The sequence below is a fragment of the Faecalibacterium sp. BCRC 81149 genome (assembly GCF_022750605.1).
Taxonomy (GTDB): domain Bacteria; phylum Bacillota; class Clostridia; order Oscillospirales; family Ruminococcaceae; genus Faecalibacterium; species Faecalibacterium duncaniae.
Genome location: NZ_QXJA01000003.1, coordinates 69928 through 88851, shown reverse-complemented (window position 1 = coordinate 88851; position 18924 = coordinate 69928). Strand labels below are relative to the sequence as shown.

Genomic DNA, 18924 nt, shown 5'->3' with positions numbered 1-18924 from the left:
GTTACCCCTTTTTGCTCTCTGCCTTTGCGGCAAACTTGGCGTTGTTGATGATGAACCGCTCGTGCACACCGCCGCCCACGGGGCCTTTCTCGTCGTGCAGGGAGACCTTGAACACCAGCTTGCGGCCCTCCACAGCGGTCAGCTCGCTCTCGCAGGTCACGGTCATGCCCACAGGGGTGGGGGCGCTGTGCTCCAGCTCCAGCCGGGTGCCCACGGTGCCGCAGCCCTCGTCCAGCGCGGCGGCAACGCTCATCCAGCAGGTTTTTTCGGCCAGTGCCACCAGCGCGGGGGTGGCAAACACGTCCAGCGTGCCGCTGCCCATGGTCTTTGCGGTGTTCTCGGCAGTAACGGCGACACTCTGCTCGCCGCGGATTCCAGCTTCCAACATAAAAATACGTCCTTTCCAGATGCCCGAAGGCGAAAATTTAGAAATACATTGTTAGAATACCACACTTTTGGCACAGATGCACCTGTTTGGGCGTTTTTTTCTGCAAATCTCCCTCCGTTTTGGCTTTTTTTACGGTTTTTTCAATGATTTTAAGAGGAACACAGAAAACTTTGCAAAAACTCTTGACAGAAGCTGTTCTGCATGATAACATGAACACATGAACAGACGTTCATGTAAAACGCAGCAAAAGGAGAACGGACATGATCGGATTGGAGCAGATGACCCCGGCGGGGCAGGAAAACACGGAACCGGTGGTGATGCCGGATGACGAGGTGCTGTATGAGCTGGCCGACCTGTTCCGGGTGTTCGGCGACTCCACCCGCATCAAGATCTTATATGCGCTGCATGACAATGAGCTCTGCGTGCAGGACATTGCCAATGCGGTGCAGCTGAGCCAGTCGGCAGTGAGCCACCAGCTCCGGGTGCTCAAGGACACAAAGCTCGTGCGCTTCCGCCGGGATGGAAAAACCGTTTACTATGCACTGGATGATGACCATGTGAGGAGCATCCTCTCCATGGGCATGGATCACATTGAGGAGTAAACGGAAAACGCAGTACAATGCCTCCGGGCGCACAAGGCGTGCCTGAGAGGTCCACATAAAATAAAGAGAGGTACTTATAATGAAGAAGAGCTACAAGATCGAAGTTGACTGCGCAAACTGCGCCCAGAAGATGGAGGATGCCGCCAACACCGTTGCAGGCGTGGCACAGGCTACCGTCAGCTTTATGACCCAGAAGATGAAGGTGGAGTTTGCTGAGGGTGCAGACCCCCACGACACCATGGTGAACGTTCTGGCTGCCTGCAAAAAGGTCGAGGATGACTGCGAGATCTTCGATATCTGAGGAAACAGGGGTTTGTAACTCCGGCGCGGCTCCCCTGCGGGGGAGCTTTTTGTAGCACATTTTTCGGGCAGGACGGCCCAAAAGCCGGTGTGGGAAACTGTGGAAAAGAAAACGGGTTTTCAACAGTTTCCACCGGGTTTTCAACAGTTTCTGCGAAAAAATGCAAAAAGAAACGCGAAAAAGCAGGTTTTCTCCGGGAAAAGTCCGTGGAAAACTCAGGGGAAAACGTGGAAAAGTCTATCCCGTGGGGAAAACCTGTTGAATCCACCCCGCCCGCCGCGGCGCATTGCGGCCCAGAATCCAGAAAAAAGGAGAGTACAGATATGAATAAAAAGCAGAAGAAGAACCTGTACCGGATCATTGCTGCTCTGGTGCTGGTGCTCATCCTCAAATTGCTGCCCCAGTTTCCCACGCCGGTGGAGCTGCTGCTCTACTGCATCCCCTATCTGGTGGTCGGCTGGGATGTGCTCCGCAAGGCACTGCTGGGCATCAGGAACCGCCAGCCCTTTGACGAGTGCTTCCTGATGGCTGTTGCCACCGTGGGCGCGTTTGCGCTGGGCGATTATGTGGAGGGCTGTGCCGTTATCATCTTCTACCAGATCGGCGAGCTGTTCCAGAGCGTGGCCGTGGGCAAGAGCCGCCAGAGCATTTCCAGCCTGATGGATATTCGCCCCGATTACGCCAACGTTGAGGACGAGGACGGCAAACTGGAGCAGGTGGACCCCGATGATGTGGAGGTGGGCACCGTGATCGTGGTCCAGCCCGGCGAGCGGGTGCCCATTGATGGCATCATCGTGGAGGGAACTTCTGCCCTGAACACCGCAGCCCTGACCGGCGAGAGCCTGCCCCGGGATGTCCGTTCCGGCGATGAGGTCATCAGCGGCTGTGTGAACATGACCGGCCTGCTGAAGGTGCGGACCACCAAGGAGTTCGGCGAATCCACCGTTTCCAAGATCCTCGACCTTGTGGAAAATTCCAGCATGAAGAAGGCCCGCGCCGAGAACTTCATCACCCGCTTTGCCCGGGTCTACACCCCCGCCGTCTGCTACGGCGCACTGGCGCTGGCCTTTGTTCCCCCCATCGTTCTGCTGCTGATGGGCCAGCCCGCCCGCTTCGGTGACTGGGTCTACCGCGCCCTGACCTTCCTGGTCATCAGCTGCCCCTGCGCTCTGGTCATCTCCATCCCGCTGAGCTTCTTCGGCGGCATCGGCGGTGCGTCTGCCTGCGGCATCCTGGTCAAGGGCTCCACCTATCTGGAGGAGCTGGCCCGCACCGGCATCGTGGTGTTTGATAAGACCGGCACCCTGACCCAGGGCACCTTCAAGGTGGTGGGCATCCACCCCGAAAACGGCGTGACCGGGGATGCCCTTGTGGAAGCCGCCGCTCTGGCCGAGAGCTGGTCCAAGCACCCCATCTCCCTGAGCATCAAGAATGCTTACGGTAAGGACATTGACCCCAGCCGTGTGACCGATGTGCAGGAGCTGGGCGGCCACGGCGTGACCGCAAAGGTGGACGGCAAAACCGTCGCTGCCGGCAACGCCCGCCTGATGGCAAAGCTGGGCCTGACGGTTCCCGAGATCACCGAGCCGGGCACCATCGTCCATGTTGCCATGGAGAGCAGATACGCAGGCTATCTGCTCATCGCTGATGTGGTCAAACCTCACAGTGCCGCTGCCATCAGGGGCCTGAAACAGGCCGGTGTCCGCAAGACGGTCATGCTGACCGGCGACGCGGAGCCTGTGGCAAAGGCCGTTTCCGCCGAGCTGAGTCTGGATGAATACCATGCAGGCCTGCTGCCCGGTGATAAGGTGGACCAGATCGAAACGCTCCTCGCTGCAAAGCAGCCCAAAGAAAACCTCGCCTTCGTGGGCGACGGCATCAACGATGCCCCGGTTTTGTCCCGTGCCGATGTGGGCATCGCCATGGGTGCTCTGGGCTCCGATGCTGCCATCGAGGCCGCTGACGTTGTCCTGATGGACGATGACCCGGCCAAGATCGCGCTGGCCATGCGCATTGCCCGCCGCACCCTGCGCATCGTGTATCAGAACATCGTGTTTGCTCTGGCGATCAAGTTTGCCTGCCTGGTGCTGGGCGCGCTGGGTCTGGCCAGCATGTGGACCGCCATCTTCGCCGATGTGGGCGTGATGGTGCTGGCTGTGCTGAACGCCACCCGTGCCCTGTACACCAAAGATCTTGCAAAAAAGAACGCGCGGTGACCGTGCTTTCTGCCCCCGCCTGAGTGCTGATGCCCCGGCGGGGGCTTTTCGCTGCCGGTGAATTGCATTCTGCCCGGAGTGATGGTACAATAAGACACAGTGACCCCCGCCGCCGGACGTTTTTCCGGCAGATAGATGGAAGAAAGAAGGCTTTTTATTATGAGCATGAACACGGTTCCTGAGCGTCTGGCTGCCCTGCGGGCTGCCATGAAGGCCAACGGCGTGGACGTTTATCTGATTCCGGTGGGTGACCCGCATTCCAGCGAGTACCTGCCCGACCATTACACCTCCCTGACCTATTTCTCCGGCTTTCACGGCGAAAACTCCAACTTCGTCGTCACCCCCACCGAGAGCGCTGTCTGGGCAGACGGCCGCTACTTTGTGCAGGCCGAGAAGGAGATCGCCGGTACCGAGATCCAGCTGATGCGGATGGGTGAGCCGGGCGTGCCCACCGTGGAGGAATACTGCGGCAAGGTGCTGCCTGAGAACGGCGTGCTGGGCCTGTGCGGCCTGACCGCTTCCTGCGGGCTGGTGCGCGGCGTGCAGAAGAAGCTGGATGCCAAGAAGGGCACCATCAAGACCCTGAACCTTGAGGATGAGCTGTGGACCGAGGGCCGCCCCGCCCTGCCTGCCACCCCGGCATGGATCCTGCCCAAGGAGTATGCGGGCTTCTCCCCTGCCGAAAAGCTGGAGCGCCTGCGCGGCAGGCTCAAGGAGCTGGGCTGCACCGCACAGCTGGTGGGCAAGCTGGATAATCTGGCCTGGCTGCTGAACCTGCGCGCCATGGATATCCAGTGCACCCCCTATGCCATGTCCTACTGCTATGTGACCCCGGAGCGCGCGGTGCTCTTCATCAACACCGCACGTCTGGGTGCGGAAGCTGCCGCAGAGCTCAAGGCCAACGGCGTGGAGATCCAGGAGTACGATGACGTGCTCAAGTTCCTGGCCGCTGAGACCGAGCCCCAGACCGTGCTGGCTGACCCTGCATCCGTGAACTTTGCCGTTTACGAGACCCTGCAGAACAATGCTGCCCTGACCGTGAAGGATGAGGCCGACCCCCTGCTGCCCATGAAGGGCGTGAAGAATGAGGTCGAGCTGGCTCACGACCGCGAAGCCCATCTGCGGGATGCGGTTGCCATGGTGCGGTTCCAGAAGGAGCTGGAAGAGCGCCTAGCTGCCGGGGAAGAGCTGACCGAGCTGACCGTGGACGAGATCCTCCACAAGTACCGCTCTGCACAGGACAAGTTCATCGTGGAGAGCTTTGGCACCATTGCCGCCTACGGTGGAAACGCTGCCATGATGCATTACCACGCCACCGAGGAGGACCATGCCAAGCTGGAGCGCAAGGGCTTCCTGCTGGTGGACAGCGGTGCCACCTATCTGGACGGCACCACCGATATCACCCGCACCTACCCGCTGGGTGAGCTGACCGAGGACGAAAAGCTGTTCTACACCTGGACCCTGCAGTGCCACATCGACATCGCAAAGGCTGTCTGGCTGAACTACTGCGACGGCCACATGCTGGATACCATCGCCCGTGAGCCGCTGTGGCAGCACCTCATCAACTACCGCTGCGGCACCGGCCACAGCGTCAGCTTTGTGGGCAACGTCCACGAGGGCCCCCACTCCCTGAACGGCCGCAACACCACGGTGTTCCAGCCGGGCATGATCGTCACCGATGAGCCGGGCGTGTACGAGGCCGGTCAGGTGGGTATCCGCATTGAGAACGTGCTGGAGTGCTACCACAAGGCCGACAACCAGTACGGCACCTTCCTGGCCTTCCGTCCGCTGACCTTTGTGCCCATTGCCACCTCTCCTGTGGTGCCCGGTGTCCTGACCCGGGACGAGCTGGACTGGCTGAACGCCTACCACCGCGAAGTGTTTGAGAAGCTGGCTCCCCGCCTGAATGAAGAAGAGCGGGATTGGCTGGCAAAGAAGTGCACTGCCATCGGAGCATAACCACAAAAAAGGGAGACCCCGCAGGGGGTCTCCCGATTTTGGTTTATTCTTTCCGGTTTTTCCAGTATTCCTTGGCTTCCTCAATGATCTTTTTGAAGGGGCCGGAGGGGTAGGTGCTCTCGGCGATATCCACCAGGAACTTATACAGCTGGGGCCGCACCTCCTCGTACATCCCAAGGCGGGTGTAGAGGTCTTTATAATACCGGAACGTCTGGATCTTGTTCTGCACGATGGAGGCCGGGTTGATCTGGGTGTGGCAGATGCTCTGGGGATTCTGGACGTAGTAGTAACCGGCTTTGTCAATGGAGACGAAGGTCTCGGCATATTGGATATACTGCATGTTGAACACCAGATCCTCGGCCCATTTCAGCTCGCTGGTGAACTGGATGTCATTGCCGGTGAGCAGGATGCGGCGGTAGAGCTTGTTCCAGAGCACACTGTAAAAGTAGGAGGCGGGCTTGTCCATCAGCCGCAGGGCAAAGGTGTCCTTGTCGTAGACCCCGGCGGGCAGGAAACCGTATTCCCGCACCTCAGGGGGCCGGGCAACACTCATCACGCCCAGATTGTCCTCCAACTTTTCCAGCACCTGCTCGGGCTTTGTGGCCCCGGCGGGGATCACCATTTTGTAGGGCGCAATCACAAGGTCTGCGTGGTGCGTCTCGGCGGCTTCCACCAGATGCCGGGTGAAGTCCGGGTCGATGTAGTCATCGCTGTCCACAAACTGGACATACTCGCCCCCGGCCAGCTTCAGGCCCAGGTTGCGGGTGTCGGACACGCCGGAGCTCTCCTTGTCCACCAGCACGATGCGGCTGTCCTTGGCGCGGAATTCCTCACACACGGGCAGGCTGTGATCCTTGGAGCCATCGTTCAGGATGATGAGTTCGATGTTTTTATAGGTCTGGTTCAGGATGCTGCCGATGCAGCGGGCCAGATGATTCTGAGCGTTGTATACGGGCAGGATGATGCTGACGAGCGGCTGATCCATGGCGGTGTCCCCCATTTCTTTTTTCGTCCATAATACTCCCTCATGGCGCAAAAATCAAGCGCTGTGCAGAGGGAAAGGAGGAGCGGATATGATCTTTCACATTGCGGTGTGCAGCCCGGACCCTGTGCTGCGGGGCCGGGTGCAGCGCCACTGCATGGAATATTATGCCCGCCGGGCCGATGCCTGCATCGTGGAGCAGCTGGAAAGCACAGCGGCCCTGCTGCAGCAGGAGGAAGCGGGCTCCCGGTACGAGCTCTACCTCATTGAGCTGCCTGCCGCCAACCCGTGCAGCGGCCTGCAGGCGGCTGCAGAGCTGCGCCGCCGGGGTGTGCGGGCCCCGCTGGCCTTTCTGGCCCACACCACGGCCTATGCCTACGAAGCGTTCCGGGTGGACGCGATGCAGTACCTGCATATCCCGTTCCGTCCGGAGCAGCTGACAGCCCTGCTGGACCGGGCCACCGAGCCGGAATACGGCCCGGTCATCCCGGTCGCCACGGCCATGGGTCTGCGGGCCCTGCCCTTTGCGGACATCGAGTATCTGGAGTGCACCCATCATGTGGTGCACTACCACCTTGCCAGCGGCGAGGACGTGGCCTCTCTTTCTCTGCGGGTCCCCTTTTCCGAGGTGGCAAAGCCCCTGCTGGCCGATGCCCGTTTTCTGCAGCCCCACCGCTCCTATGTGGTCAACCTTGCCGCCGCCGCTCAGCTCTCCTCCGGGGAGCTCTGGATGCGCAGCGGTGCCCGGGTGCCCATCCCCCGGGGGCGTGAGCCCGCCGTAAGGGCAGCGTTCCGGGCGTTTCTGGAAGGATAGGTCTATCACGCAAAAAAGAAAGCGGCCTGCATCTGCGGGCCGCTTTCTGCATGGTGCAGGGTCATACTTTGTCCCAGTCCAGCTCCGTCCAGTCGGTCAGGAACTGGTCGCTGACCTCCCGCAGGGCGGGCTCATCGGACTTGCTGGCGGCATCGGCGATGCCGATGACGCGGAAGCCTGCGTTGTGGGCGGTGCGGGCGGCGTAGAGGGAATCTTCACAGACAACGCACCGGTCAGGGTCAGTGCCGCCCAGGCGTGTAAGGGTCTGGAAAAATACATCCGGCCTGCTCTTGTGGAGCGCCCCCTGTGCCTCCACATAGAAGTCGAAATATTCATCGATGCCCAAACGGGTGAGCACGGTGCGGCACTGGGCGCTCCAGGTGTTGGAGCAGATGCACATGTGGGCACCCTCGGCCTTCAGGCGGGCCAGCAGCTCCCGCACGCCGGGCTTGAGCGCCACGGTCTCGTAGAGCTTGGTGATAACATCCCACATCACATCATTGTAGTCCTCCATTTTCAGGGGCAGGTCATACTCCCGGATGAGGTAGGCCGCGCCATCGGCCATGCCCATGGTCAGGAGCGTTTTGTGGAGGTCAGATTTTGGGGTGCGGCCATAGCGGGCCAGCAGGGCATCGGGCGCACCCTCCCATACCACGGTCATGCTGTCGGTCAGGGTGCCGTCCATATCAAAGATCCAGTTGCTGCAGTGCATTGTTTTACCTCCACCATCGTTTCACACAAGTTAACAAAATTATACCATGGATTTTGTTCCAAAAACAGGGAGAATTTTTCCGGAAAATATGGTATACTTCTGACAGATTTCCAAAGAATGACTAGGAGGCGTTCCAGATGGCACAGAATGATACCCCGGTCAAGGCACTGGTGCTGGCAGGCGGCGGTGCGCGCGGCAGCTATCAGGTGGGTGTGTGGCGTGCCCTGACCGAGCTGGGCTGGCGGCCCCAGATCATCACCGGCACCAGTGTGGGCAGCCTGAACGGTGCCATGTTTGCGCTGGACCTGTACGAAACGGCCCGGGATATGTGGATGAGCATCCGCAGCCAGGACGTGATGGAGCTGCCGGAGGAAAACGCCGACCTCTCTGAGCTGCACGCCTTCCTGCGGGAAGTGGTGCGGGACGGCGGCATGGACGTGACCCCGCTGGAAGAGATCGTGGAGCGGGTGCTGGATGAGGATGCCCTGCGGGCTTCGCCCATCCGGTTCGGCCTTGTCACTGTGGAAAAGCGGGGGCTGAAGCCCCGGGAGCTGACGCTGGAGGATATCCCGGCGGGCAAGGTGAAGGATTACCTGCTGGCCTCTGCCGCCTGTTTCCCCGCCCTGCGGGCAAAGCAGATCGACGGGGTGCAGTTCCTGGATGGCGGCTACCGGGACAATATGCCCACCGCGCTGGCCCAGAAGATGGGCGCGGAGGAGCTGGTCTGTGTTGATCTGGAAGGGGTGGGCATCACCCTGCCCAACCGCACCGGCCTGCCCACCACCATGATCCGCAGCTACTGGGAGCTGGGGGACATCCTCCACTTTGACCCCGATACCGCCAGACGGAACATGGAGCTGGGCTACTACGATACCCGCCGCGCCATGGGATACCTGCGGGGCTGCGCCTATGCCGTTTCCACCAGCGCTGAGAGCTGTGAGGATGCCGCCGCCTTTGCGTGGAAATTCCAGCAGGTGCAGAAGGCGGTGCGGGAAAAATACCCCGTGACCCTGACAGCGGATGCGGCCCTGCTGCTGGCCAACATGAAGGATGCCCAGCTGGCCCCGCTGGAAGCTGCCGCCGAGGATGCGGGCGTGGACCCCACCGTGTTCTATACCACCCGGACACTGGCGGAAGCCTTTTTGGAAAAATGCGACCGGGAGCGCATTGAGAGCTTTGCGCCCCTGTTTGAGGGCAGCGGCAATGCGGCACAGGCCGCACGGGCCGCTCTGCTGCCCAATACGTTCTTACAGGCATTGGTCTGCCGTGCCCTTACCGGGCCGGTACTGCCGGAGGTGATCGAAGAATGAAGGTCTATCAGGGACACAGCGCCTCGCCGGGCCTTGTGATGGGACAGGTGAGCCGGTTGGAGCGCTGGCACGAAAATTTTGCCACCGGGCCGTTCAACGCGGAACGGGAACAGCGCCTGCTGGAAAACGCTGTCCGGACAGCCCAGCGTGAGCTGGACGGCATGGCAGACCGCAGCGGCCCCACGGAGCAGGCCATCTTCCTGTTCCAGAGCATGATGCTGGAAGACGAAGGCTTTATGAACGAGGTCAGATTCCAGATCAGGGCGGGCATCAGCGCTGCCGAGGCCATGTACCGTGTGGGCAACCGCTATGCGGAGCAGCTTGCGGCCATGGAGGACAACGCCTACATGCAGCTGCGCAGTGCGGATATTCTGGATGCCGCCCGCCGCGTGGTGAACGTGCTGACCAACCGTCCCCGGGTCTGGCTGGCGCTGGATCACCCGGTGATCCTGGCGGCAGAGATGCTGATGCCCAGCGATCTGTTCAGCGTTCCGGCGGGGATGATCCTGGGCATCATCACTTCGGAGGGCAATAAGCAGAGCCACGCGGCGATCATTGCGCGGGCCATGCACATTCCCTGCGTGGTGCAGGTGGGGCAGGCGTTCCTGAACGACTGCGACGGCCGCACTGTGGTGCTGGATGCCAACAACGGCGAGTGCATCCTGGACCCGGATGCCAACACCCGCCAGCAGGCGGTCAGCCGCATCTGTGAGCTGCAGTGGGAGAGCGAGGAAGCTGCCCGCATCAGCGCCCTGCCCAACCGGACAAAGGATGATGTGCCGTTTGAGCTCCTGGCCAACTGCTACGGGCAGGAGGATATTGAATCGGCGCTGCAGGCAGGTGCTTCCGGCGTGGGCCTGCTGCGCAGCGGCTACATGATGCTGCCGGGCCGCCCGGTGGACGAGCAGGAGCAGTTCGTGTTCTATCAATCCTGCATTGCCGCCGCAAAGGGCGGTGTGGTGACAGTGCGCACCTTTGATTTTGGTGTGGACCGCGCCATGGCCGATATCCATAGGGGGCTGGAATCCTCCAAGCTGGGCCTGCGGGGCATCCGCAGCAGCCTGCGCCAGACCCATCAGTTTGAAACGCAGATCTGCGCCCTGCTCCGGGCGGCAGCCCACGGCCCCCTGCGGGTCATGTTCCCCATGGTGACCAACCTCGAAGATTGGGATGAGGCCATGCGGCTGGTAGCGCACTGCCGCCAGCTGCTGCGGGAGCGCGGGGAGGAGTTTGACCCGGATACGCCCTTTGGTGTGATGTTCGGGGTGCCCTCGGCCTGCCTGACGGCAGAGGAATTCGTGGAGCACGGGTGCAATTTCTTTCTCATTGAGACAAACGATCTGACCCAGTACACCCATGCGGTGGATCGGGATATCTCCATTGCCGAGCGCTACTACCGCCCGGCCAGCCACGCAATGAAAAAGCTCATCCGCATGGTGGTGGAGGCTGCCCGGGAGGGCGGGATCCCCGTGACCATCTGCGGCAGCGCGGTGGGCAATCCGGTCAACACCCTGCAATATCTGCAGCTGGGCCTGCGGAGTTTCTCGGTCAGCCCGCAAAACCTCATTGAGGTAAAAAAAGCGCTGATGAACGCGAAAATAAAGTGAACAAAAAGGACGGCTTGCGCCGTCCTTTTTGTATATGTGGAAATAAAAATTACTCCAGGTTGCCCGTCAGGGTCATCACGGCAGAGAGCACTGCCAGCGGGGCGGTCTCGCACCGGAGGATGCGGGGGCCGAGGCCGACCGTTTTCACACCGGCATTGGCGGCCATTTCAGCCTCTTCCGCGGCAAAGCCGCCCTCGGCACCGGTGATGAGGGAGATCTTCAGCCGCTGGCCATCGGCAGGCTGTGCGTCTGCCAGCAGCTGGCGCAGGGGTGCGCCGCCCAGCTCGTAGCAGAAGAGCACGAGGTCGTACCCTTCCAGACTGCGGCAGAGCGCGCCGAAGTTGGGCAGGGGCAGGGCGACATCCGGCAGCACGCCCCGGCCGCACTGCTTGGCGGCTTCAAAGGCGATGCGGTTGTAGCGCTCGTTTTTCTGCTCCTCCTTTTTGGGGGCGGCCACGCAGTACCGGCTGAAGAAGGGCACAAAGTGGGTGCAGCCCAGCTCCACGCCGTGGCGGATGACCTGTTCCAGCTTGTCCTGCTTGGGGTAACCCACGAACAGGGTCACTTCCACGCTGGGCTCGGCGGCGCTGGGATAGCCCGGCTCCACGCTGAACTCCACCGTCTCCGGTCCGAAGCCGGTGATGGTGGCGGTGTATTCCACGGCGTTGCCGTCACATAAGATGACAGTGTCCCCCAGCTTGCCCCGCATCACGCGGGAAAGATGATGGGCATCGGCCCCCCGCAGGGTGGCGGTGCCATTGGAGATTTCGGTTGTAAAATAACGGTGAGGCATAGTGTTCTCCTTGGGTACAAAACCCCTCAGTCTCGCATACGCTCGACAGCCCCCCTACCAGGGGCGGTGGCAATGCGGAGCATTGACGGTGGGGTTTAATTCGACTTTTTACAAATAATGCACTCCCAGCCGCGCTTCTCCTTCACTTCCTGCACGGTCAGGCCGGCGGCTTCCAGAGCGGCGATCACCTCGTCCTTGCGGCTGTCGATGATGCCGCTGGCAATAAAGGCGGCGTTTTCGGCCATCAGGCCGGGCACGGCGGGGGCAAGGCTGATGATGGCGTTTGCCACGATGTTGGCGGTGATGATATCGTACCTGCCGCTGGCCTTGTCGGACAGGTCGCCCACCAGAACGGTCAGCTTGTCGGCCACGCCGTTCAGGGCCGCATTCTCGCCTGCGGTGCGCACGGCCACGGGGTCGATGTCCACGCCCTCAGCACTGCCTGCGCCCAGCTTGAGGGCGGCAATGGCAAGGATGCCGCTGCCGGTGCCGATGTCCAGCACCCGCTCACCGCCGCGCACCCGCTCGTCCAGCGCTTCCAGGCAGAGGCTGGTGGTCTCGTGGCCGCCGGTGCCAAAGGCAAGGCCGGGGTCAAGGATCAGCTTGACGCGGTCGGTGTCGTACTCCTGCCAGGAGGGCACGATGGCCAGCCGTTTGCCAATGTCCATGGGGTGGTAGTATTTGCGCCAGCCGTTCTGCCAGTCCTCCTGCTCCACGCCCTCGGTCTCCACGGTATAGGCGATGCCTGCCGCTTCCATCCGGGCCTGAATGAGGGCCAGCGTCTCCACGGGGGAAGCGCCCGGCTCCAGATACATGTGGATGATCACGGTATCACGGGGCTTGTCCAGCAGCTCCTGTTCGATCAGATCCACATGGGCGATCTCGGCCACCTGCTGCTCGATGTCGCTGTAATCCTCGATATAGATGCCGCCCTCGGCGATCATGGTGGCAACAGCCTCGGCATTGTCGGCATCGGCCTTGGCCACGGTCAGGCGGATATCAGTCCATTCCATAAAAAGAACCTCCCTGGGTCTTGTGTTTTCTATTTATAAGTATAGTACCCGATTCCGGCGCGGGATGCAAGCGGTTTGGGGAGAAAGAGCAAAAGAAAAGTTTTTTCAAAATCCTGCTCTGAAATGCGCAATAATTCCAAAAAGTTTTTCACGAAAGATGCGAATTCAAGGATTTTTGGTGCAAAATTGCGAAAATGGGCGCAGACCCTATTTCTTTTTTTTGGAGGATGTGTTAAAATATTGTTACGCAATTATGGACAGCCTGCAACCAGAGGCCTCCATAACAACAACATTCTTTAAGGAGGAATGTGTCTTATGATGAAGTATCTCCAGAAACTGGGCAAAGCTCTGATGCTTCCCGTCGCTGTGCTGCCGATCTGCGGCATCCTGATGGGTCTCGGCTATGCTCTGGCCCCGGGTGTCATGGGTGTCCCCGGTGCTGCAACTTCCGGTGCAGCTTACACCGTTGGCTTCCTGCTGGTCAAGGCAGGCGGCGCTCTGATCGATAACATGGCATGGCTGTTCGCCATCGGCGCAGCCGTTGGCCTGGCTGATGACCACGACGGTACCGCTGGTCTGGCTGGCCTGGTCAGCTACCTGATGATGCAGCAGCTGCTGAGCCCCGGCGTGGTCAGCATGGTGCGCACCCTGGAAGAGGGCACCGCTACCTACATCGCTTTCCAGAAGGTGGCCGGCAACTCTTTCATCGGCATCCTGGCCGCTGTGGTGGGTGCAGCCTGCTACAACAAGTTCAAGAGCACCCAGATGCCTGACTGGCTGGCATTCTTCTCCGGCAAGCGCTTCGTTGCGATTGCTACCGGCCTGATCTCCATCGTTGTTTCTGTCGCTCTGCTGTTCGTCTGGCCCGTCATCTTCGATGCACTGGTCGCCATTGGCAGAGGCATCGCAGGCATGGACGGCATCGGCGCTGGCATCTACGCCTTCCTGAACCGTCTGCTGATCCCCACCGGCCTGCACCACGCTCTGAACAACGTGTTCTGGTTCGACACCATCGGCCTGGGCGACCTGTCCCACTTCTGGGCAGGCGAGACCTCTGCTGACGTGGGCTGGAGCCTGGGTATGTACATGTCCGGCTTCTTCCCCTGCATGATGTTCGGTATCGCCGGTGCTGCACTGGCCATGGTTCGTACCGCCAAGAACAAGAAGGCCGCCATCGGTCTGGTTCTGTCCGCTGCCATCTGCGCCTTCGTCTGCGGCGTTACCGAGCCCTTCGAGTTCGGCTTCATGTTCCTGTGCTTCCCGCTGTACGTTGTGTACTCCGCTCTGTACGGCATCTTCACCATCATCACCTACTACTCCGGTTTCCGTGCTGGCTTCTGCTTCTCCGCAGGCGCTACCGACCTGGTGTTCTCCGCTTCTCTGCCTGCAGCTGCTAAGACCTGGATGATCATTCCTCTGGGCATCGCTGCATTCGTGGTGTTCTACTTCGTGTTCTACTTCGCCATCACCAAGTTCGACCTGAAGACCCCCGGCCGTGAGGACGAGGATGCTGAAGAGGCTGAGAAGAAGGTCGTTCTGGCCAACAACAACTACACTGAGGTTGCTGCTGGTGTGCTGAAGGCCATCGGCGGCAAGGAGAACGTCTCCAGCGTAGACTACTGCGCTACCCGCCTGCGCTTCACCATTAAGGACTACACCGCTGTGGATGAGAAGGCTGTGAAGGCTGCTGGCGCTGCCGGCGTCATCCGCCCCGACAAGACCACCTGCCAGGTCATCATCGGCACCAAGGTGCAGTTCGTGTATGATGAGCTGAAGAAGATGCTGTAAGCATCCTTCTGAGCACGCTTCCGCGCGGAAGGCTGGTTGCTTCCGCATCCATTCCCAAACTGTAAAAATGCCGCCGAGGGCGGGCGTTTACGCCCCGCTTTCGGCGGCATTTTGTTTTGTTCACAAACCGGCTACCCTTTTGGCCGGAAAACGTGCTATACTGAAAACAACAAAGCAAAATAACAGGAGGTTCCCCATTATGAAGATCATTCGTGCAAAGGATTACAAGGATATGTCCCGCAAGGCTGCCAACATCATCTCCGCACAGGTCATTATGAAGCCCAACTGCGTGCTGGGTCTGGCGACCGGCGGCACCCCTGTTGGCGCATACGCTCAGCTGGTGGACTGGTACAACAAGGGCGACCTGGATTTCTCTGAGGTCACCACCGTCAATCTGGACGAGTACCGCGGCCTGCCCAAGGAGCACCCCGAAAGCTATTGGAGCTTTATGCACAAGAACCTGTTTGACAAGGTCAACATCCGCCCCGAGGCCATCCATCTGCCCGACGGCACCAACCCCGATGCTGCGGATGCCTGCAAAAAGTACAACGAGATCATCCACAGCGTGGGCGGCATCGACCTGCAGCTGCTGGGCCTTGGCCCCAACGGCCACATCGGCTTCAACGAGCCGGGCGAGGCCTTTGAGCTGGAGACCCACTGCGTGGATCTGACCCCTGCCACCATCGAGGCCAACAAGCGCTTCTTTGACGGCAACGAGGATCTGGTGCCCAAGCAGGCCTACACCATGGGCATCAAGACCATCATGCAGGCCCGCAAGGTGCTGGTGGTGGCCAACGGTCTGGCAAAGGCCAAGGCAGTCAAGGCGGTCGTCTCCGGCCCTGTGACCCCCGAGTGCCCGGGCTCCATCCTGCAGATGCACCCCGACTGCATCCTTGTGGCCGATGAGGAAGCACTGAGCCTGCTGTAAGACAAAACCTCTCCGTCTGCTTCGCAAACGGAGAGGTTTAGGAGGCAATAAAATGATCATTAAAAATGCTCTGATTTATACCCCCCGCCACACCTTTGAGGAGGGGAGCCTGACCATCCGGGAGGGGCGCATCGTGCCCTTTGCACAGCCGGAGGAAGGCGAGGAGATCGTGGATGCCAAGGGCGCTTACGCTCTGCCGGGCCTTGTGGACATCCACTTCCACGGTGCCATGGGCAAGGATTTCTGTGACGGCAATGAAGAAGCCATCCAGACTCTGGCCGATTTTGAGGCCGGTAAGGGCGTGCTGGCCATCTGCCCCGCCACCATGACCTTTTCGGAAGAGATCCTGAACGGTGTGATGGATGCTGCCGCCGCCCATCAAAACGGCAGGGGCGCAGACCTTGTGGGTATCAACATGGAGGGGCCCTTCATCAGCCCCAACAAGGTGGGTGCCCAGAACCCGGAGTATCTCCACAAGGCGGATGTTGCAATGTTCCGCCGCCTGCAGAAGCGGGCAAACGGCCTGATCAAGCTGGTGGATATCGCCCCGGAGGAGCCGGGTGCGCTGGAGTTCATTGCTGCCTGCCATGACGAGGTGCGCATCTCCATTGCCCACACCTGCACCAGCTACGACACCGCCAACGCCGCCTTTGACGCAGGCGCGACCCACATGACCCACCTGTACAACGCCATGCCCGGCATCACCCACCGGGAGCCCGGCCCCATCATTGCGGCGCTGGAACGGGGCGCGGAGGTGGAACTCATCACCGACAACGTCCACATCCACCCGGCCATGGTGCGGTTCACCTTCAACACCTTCGGGGATGACCATGTCATCCTGATCGCCGACAGCATGATGGCCTGCGGCCTGCCCGACGGCCAGTACAGCCTGGGCGGTCAGGCGGTCACGGTCAGCGGCCCCCGCGCCACCCTGACCGAGCACCCCGGCACCATTGCGGGCAGTGCCACCTGCCTGTACGACTGCATGAAGCGTGCCGTGCTGGAGATGAACGTCCCGCTGGAAAGCGCTGTCCGCGCCGCCAGCGAAAACCCCGCCAAGAGCATTGGCATCGACAATGATTACGGCAGTCTGGCTGCAGGCCGCTACGGCAATGTGATCCTGGCGGACAAGGAACTGAACATCCAGGCTGTCTACCAGAAAGGAACCCGTATCGTATGAACCCCGAGAGCCTGACCTGGCGGCTGCTGACCGCCGAAGAGCTGACGAACGTTTACCTGAACGAGATGCGCCGGGATTTTCCTGCCGGAGAGCTGAAGCCCCTGAGCATGATCCTGAACAGCGAGGCCGCCGGTACCGCCCACACCTGGGGCGTGTATGAGGACGATGCGCTGGTGGCGTATCTGTTGATGGTGCGGCCCGTGGGCTGTGAGGTGAGCCAGCTGGACTACTTTGCCGTTCTGCCCCAATACCGGGCCGGCGGCATCGGAGCCGTTCTGCTGGCCGCCCTGCCTGACCACGAGAAGGGCGCGCAGGCCATCCTCATTGAAGCGGAGTGCCCCGAAAAGGCAGAGGATGAGGCTATGGCCGTGCGCCGCCTGGGCTTTTACGCCCGGTGCGGGGCCAGGGACACCGGCTGGACAGAGCATCTCTTTGATGCCTGGTTCCGGGTGCTGGTGCTCCCCTGCTGCGGCGGAAAGGTGCGCAGCCCCGAGGAAGCCGTGCGGCAGCTGGCAGACTGCTACCGCCGCACCATGGGTGAGCCCCAGTGGCGCAGGAACGTCACCTTCTACCGCCCCGATGGCGTGGAGGTGCAGTTCTGAGAGGTTGAATTCTGTCCCTTGACAGTCTGGGTAAATATGGTACTATGGTGATAGGAACAAACCAGATCTGAGATGGGAGGAATTTCTGATGCGTAATGTTTTTTCCCGCCGTGATTTTCTGAAAGCATCTGCCGCCGCTGTGCTGGCCGCTTCTGCCGCTGGTGTCCTCACCGGCTGCGATGGGGGCGGTGAACAGCTGGCAGAAAACGAAGCGATTTTGGGAGATTTTAAGATTCAAATTTCGAGTGCATAGACGAGAGGAACTTATGTGACTTCTGGAGGCGAATCGAAGAGTGAACATTGGGTAGACGCTACGGTTAAAATCGTATACACAGGAAAAGGTTTTAATTCTGTGCAGTATTCCCGGGTTTTCTCTGCTGCTGTTGGCGAAACACCATGGAAACTTGATAAACCTACTGGAAATCTGTCGAGCACCGATGTGCCGTTAATGAATACTAAGACAGTGCAGGTGAGCTTTAAGGCTCCTTCGGATGATGCGTCGTATACGACTTTTGAAAAGGGCGAACCCTTAAAGATGAGAGTTTCGTTCTTTGATCAGAGCATCGTGTTCTATCTGCGTAATGGCAACAAAACTGTGTCCATCAAAAAATCCTAATATCCCCCAAGAGCCCGAGGTGCACCCGCACCCCGGGCTTTTTTGCGCCCAAATTTTACATTGGGGCAAAAACATGTCCGAACAATTTACCTCGATTTTTCCCGCTTGTGGTCGAAGCGGCTCTCCGACTGGGATACAATAGTGCCGTACCCAAGGAAAACACGAAAACAAGAGCCGGGAGCGGAAATCCCGGATGTTTGGAGGACAAATATTATGAAAAAGATCACTCGTCGTTCGTTTCTCACTGTCTGCGGTGCTGCTGCTGCCGCTGCTGCCCTGACCGCCTGCGGCGGTTCTGCTTCCTCTGCTGCAGCTTCTTCCACCTCTGCCGCTGCAGGCTCCACTGCTTCTTCTACCGCTGCTGCCCTGTCCGGCAACGTTGCTACCGGTGGTTCCACTTCCATGAAGAATGTCATCGCTGCCCTGACCGAAGGCTTTGCCGAGGTTGAGCCGGGCGTCACTGTCAGCTACGACCCCACCGGTTCCGGCGCAGGCATCACCGGTGCTACCGATAAGACCCTGGACATCGGCCTGTCCTCTCGTGCCCTGAAGGACGACGAGAAGGCTGACGTGGATGGCACCACCATCGCTCTGGACGGCATCGCCATTATCGTCAACAATGCAAGCAAGGTCGAGGATCTGACCGTTGACCAGCTCAAGCAGATGTTCACCGGCGAGATCACCAACTGGTCTGAGGTCGGCGGCGACGACGGCGAGATCGTTCTGATCGGCCGTGAGGCTGGCTCCGGCACCCGTGATGGCTTTGAGAGCATCGTGGATGTCAAGGACAGCTGCAAGTACGCGCAGGAGCTGACCGCTACCGGTGCTGTCATCAGCGCTGTGGAGGCCAACCCTCTGGCCATCGGCTACGCTTCCCTGTCCGCTGTGGGCGACACCGTGAAGATGGTCACCGTTGGCGGTGTGGAGTGCAGCGAGGAGACCGTCAAAGACGGCAGCTACGAGGTGCAGCGTCCCTTCGTGTTTGTCACCAACAAGTCTGTCACCCTGTCTGAGCAGGCACAGGCCTTCTTCGACTTTGCTACCAGTGCCGATGCTGCTGACCTGATCCGCACTGCCGGTGCTGTTCCTGTGAATGAGTAATTGCGGAAAGCA

At 60.1% G+C, this 18924-nt stretch carries 19 protein-coding genes; 14 read left to right on the top strand and 5 right to left on the bottom strand.

Going from position 1 to position 18924, the window contains the following annotated elements:
* Nucleotide 1: 1 nt before the first annotated feature.
* Nucleotides 2–388: a thioesterase family protein gene (locus D3F01_RS05465; RefSeq protein ID WP_117505658.1), complete on the bottom strand. Its 387-nt coding sequence runs from the start codon at nucleotides 386–388 to the stop codon at nucleotides 2–4.
* A 260-nt stretch (nucleotides 389–648) separates the two neighbouring features.
* On the opposite strand from D3F01_RS05465, the gene D3F01_RS05460 reads away from it, so the two are divergent.
* From D3F01_RS05460 to D3F01_RS05445, 4 genes are all read left to right on the top strand, one after another.
* Nucleotides 649–990: a metalloregulator ArsR/SmtB family transcription factor gene (locus D3F01_RS05460; RefSeq protein WP_005928738.1), complete on the top strand. Its 342-nt coding sequence runs from the start codon at nucleotides 649–651 to the stop codon at nucleotides 988–990.
* Nucleotides 991–1069: 79 nt separating this feature from the next.
* Complete coding sequence (locus D3F01_RS05455) at nucleotides 1070–1291, top strand: cation transporter (RefSeq protein WP_097769796.1); 222 nt, start codon at nucleotides 1070–1072, stop codon at nucleotides 1289–1291.
* A gap of 323 nt (nucleotides 1292–1614) precedes the next feature.
* On the top strand, nucleotides 1615–3507 hold the full coding sequence (locus D3F01_RS05450) for a heavy metal translocating P-type ATPase (protein ID WP_242886595.1): 1893 nt from the start codon (nucleotides 1615–1617) through the stop codon (nucleotides 3505–3507).
* 159 nt (nucleotides 3508–3666) lie between these two features.
* A complete protein-coding gene (locus D3F01_RS05445) occupies nucleotides 3667–5466 on the top strand; it encodes an aminopeptidase P family N-terminal domain-containing protein (protein WP_242886592.1) in 1800 nt (599 codons plus the stop codon).
* A 43-nt stretch (nucleotides 5467–5509) separates the two neighbouring features.
* Here the strand turns inward: D3F01_RS05445 and D3F01_RS05440 are convergent, their stop codons facing one another.
* Nucleotides 5510–6451: a glycosyltransferase gene (locus D3F01_RS05440; protein ID WP_242886589.1), complete on the bottom strand. Its 942-nt coding sequence runs from the start codon at nucleotides 6449–6451 to the stop codon at nucleotides 5510–5512.
* A gap of 88 nt (nucleotides 6452–6539) precedes the next feature.
* Here D3F01_RS05440 and D3F01_RS05435 point away from each other — a divergent pair, with 88 nt between their 5' ends.
* A complete protein-coding gene (locus tag D3F01_RS05435) occupies nucleotides 6540–7262 on the top strand; it encodes a LytTR family DNA-binding domain-containing protein (RefSeq protein ID WP_097773019.1) in 723 nt (240 codons plus the stop codon).
* A gap of 61 nt (nucleotides 7263–7323) precedes the next feature.
* Here D3F01_RS05435 and D3F01_RS05430 read toward each other — a convergent pair whose 3' ends face one another.
* Nucleotides 7324–7974 (bottom strand): HAD family phosphatase, encoded by a 651-nt coding sequence (locus tag D3F01_RS05430; protein WP_242886586.1) that lies wholly within the window; start codon nucleotides 7972–7974, stop codon nucleotides 7324–7326.
* Nucleotides 7975–8111: 137 nt separating this feature from the next.
* On the opposite strand from D3F01_RS05430, the gene D3F01_RS05425 reads away from it, so the two are divergent.
* Together D3F01_RS05425 and D3F01_RS05420 are read left to right on the top strand one after the other, a co-directional pair.
* Complete coding sequence (locus D3F01_RS05425; RefSeq protein ID WP_005928713.1) at nucleotides 8112–9284, top strand: patatin-like phospholipase family protein; 1173 nt, start codon at nucleotides 8112–8114, stop codon at nucleotides 9282–9284.
* On the top strand, nucleotides 9281–10891 hold the full coding sequence (locus tag D3F01_RS05420) for a putative PEP-binding protein (protein ID WP_242886569.1): 1611 nt from the start codon (nucleotides 9281–9283) through the stop codon (nucleotides 10889–10891). The genes D3F01_RS05425 and D3F01_RS05420 overlap by 4 nt, the downstream gene beginning before the upstream one ends.
* 49 nt (nucleotides 10892–10940) lie before the next feature.
* Here the strand turns inward: D3F01_RS05420 and D3F01_RS05415 are convergent, their stop codons facing one another.
* Entirely contained in the window at nucleotides 10941–11684 is a 744-nt protein-coding gene (locus D3F01_RS05415) for an RsmE family RNA methyltransferase (protein WP_242886566.1), read from the bottom strand.
* Between the two features lie 95 nt (nucleotides 11685–11779).
* Nucleotides 11780–12697, bottom strand: a complete 918-nt coding sequence (gene prmA / locus D3F01_RS05410) for a 50S ribosomal protein L11 methyltransferase (protein ID WP_223453377.1) — start codon at nucleotides 12695–12697, stop codon at nucleotides 11780–11782.
* A gap of 315 nt (nucleotides 12698–13012) precedes the next feature.
* Here prmA and D3F01_RS05405 point away from each other — a divergent pair, with 315 nt between their 5' ends.
* The 7 genes from D3F01_RS05405 (at nucleotide 13013) to D3F01_RS05375 (ending at nucleotide 18912) form a co-directional block, all read left to right on the top strand.
* Nucleotides 13013–14485, top strand: coding sequence for a PTS transporter subunit EIIC (locus D3F01_RS05405; protein WP_005928700.1), 1473 nt, complete (start codon nucleotides 13013–13015; stop codon nucleotides 14483–14485).
* A gap of 199 nt (nucleotides 14486–14684) precedes the next feature.
* Entirely contained in the window at nucleotides 14685–15413 is a 729-nt protein-coding gene (nagB, locus tag D3F01_RS05400) for a glucosamine-6-phosphate deaminase (protein ID WP_035393193.1), read from the top strand.
* 52 nt (nucleotides 15414–15465) lie between these two features.
* Nucleotides 15466–16593, top strand: coding sequence for an N-acetylglucosamine-6-phosphate deacetylase (gene nagA, locus D3F01_RS05395; RefSeq protein WP_005928694.1), 1128 nt, complete (start codon nucleotides 15466–15468; stop codon nucleotides 16591–16593).
* Nucleotides 16590–17195, top strand: a complete 606-nt coding sequence (locus D3F01_RS05390; RefSeq protein WP_242886563.1) for a GNAT family N-acetyltransferase — start codon at nucleotides 16590–16592, stop codon at nucleotides 17193–17195. The genes nagA and D3F01_RS05390 overlap by 4 nt, the downstream gene beginning before the upstream one ends.
* 88 nt (nucleotides 17196–17283) lie before the next feature.
* Nucleotides 17284–17448: a twin-arginine translocation signal domain-containing protein gene (locus tag D3F01_RS05385; protein WP_242886560.1), complete on the top strand. Its 165-nt coding sequence runs from the start codon at nucleotides 17284–17286 to the stop codon at nucleotides 17446–17448.
* A 15-nt stretch (nucleotides 17449–17463) separates the two neighbouring features.
* Nucleotides 17464–17811, top strand: coding sequence for a hypothetical protein (locus D3F01_RS05380; protein WP_242886557.1), 348 nt, complete (start codon nucleotides 17464–17466; stop codon nucleotides 17809–17811).
* 213 nt (nucleotides 17812–18024) lie between these two features.
* On the top strand, nucleotides 18025–18912 hold the full coding sequence (locus tag D3F01_RS05375; protein WP_242886554.1) for a phosphate ABC transporter substrate-binding protein: 888 nt from the start codon (nucleotides 18025–18027) through the stop codon (nucleotides 18910–18912).
* Nucleotides 18913–18924: the final 12 nt, after the last annotated feature.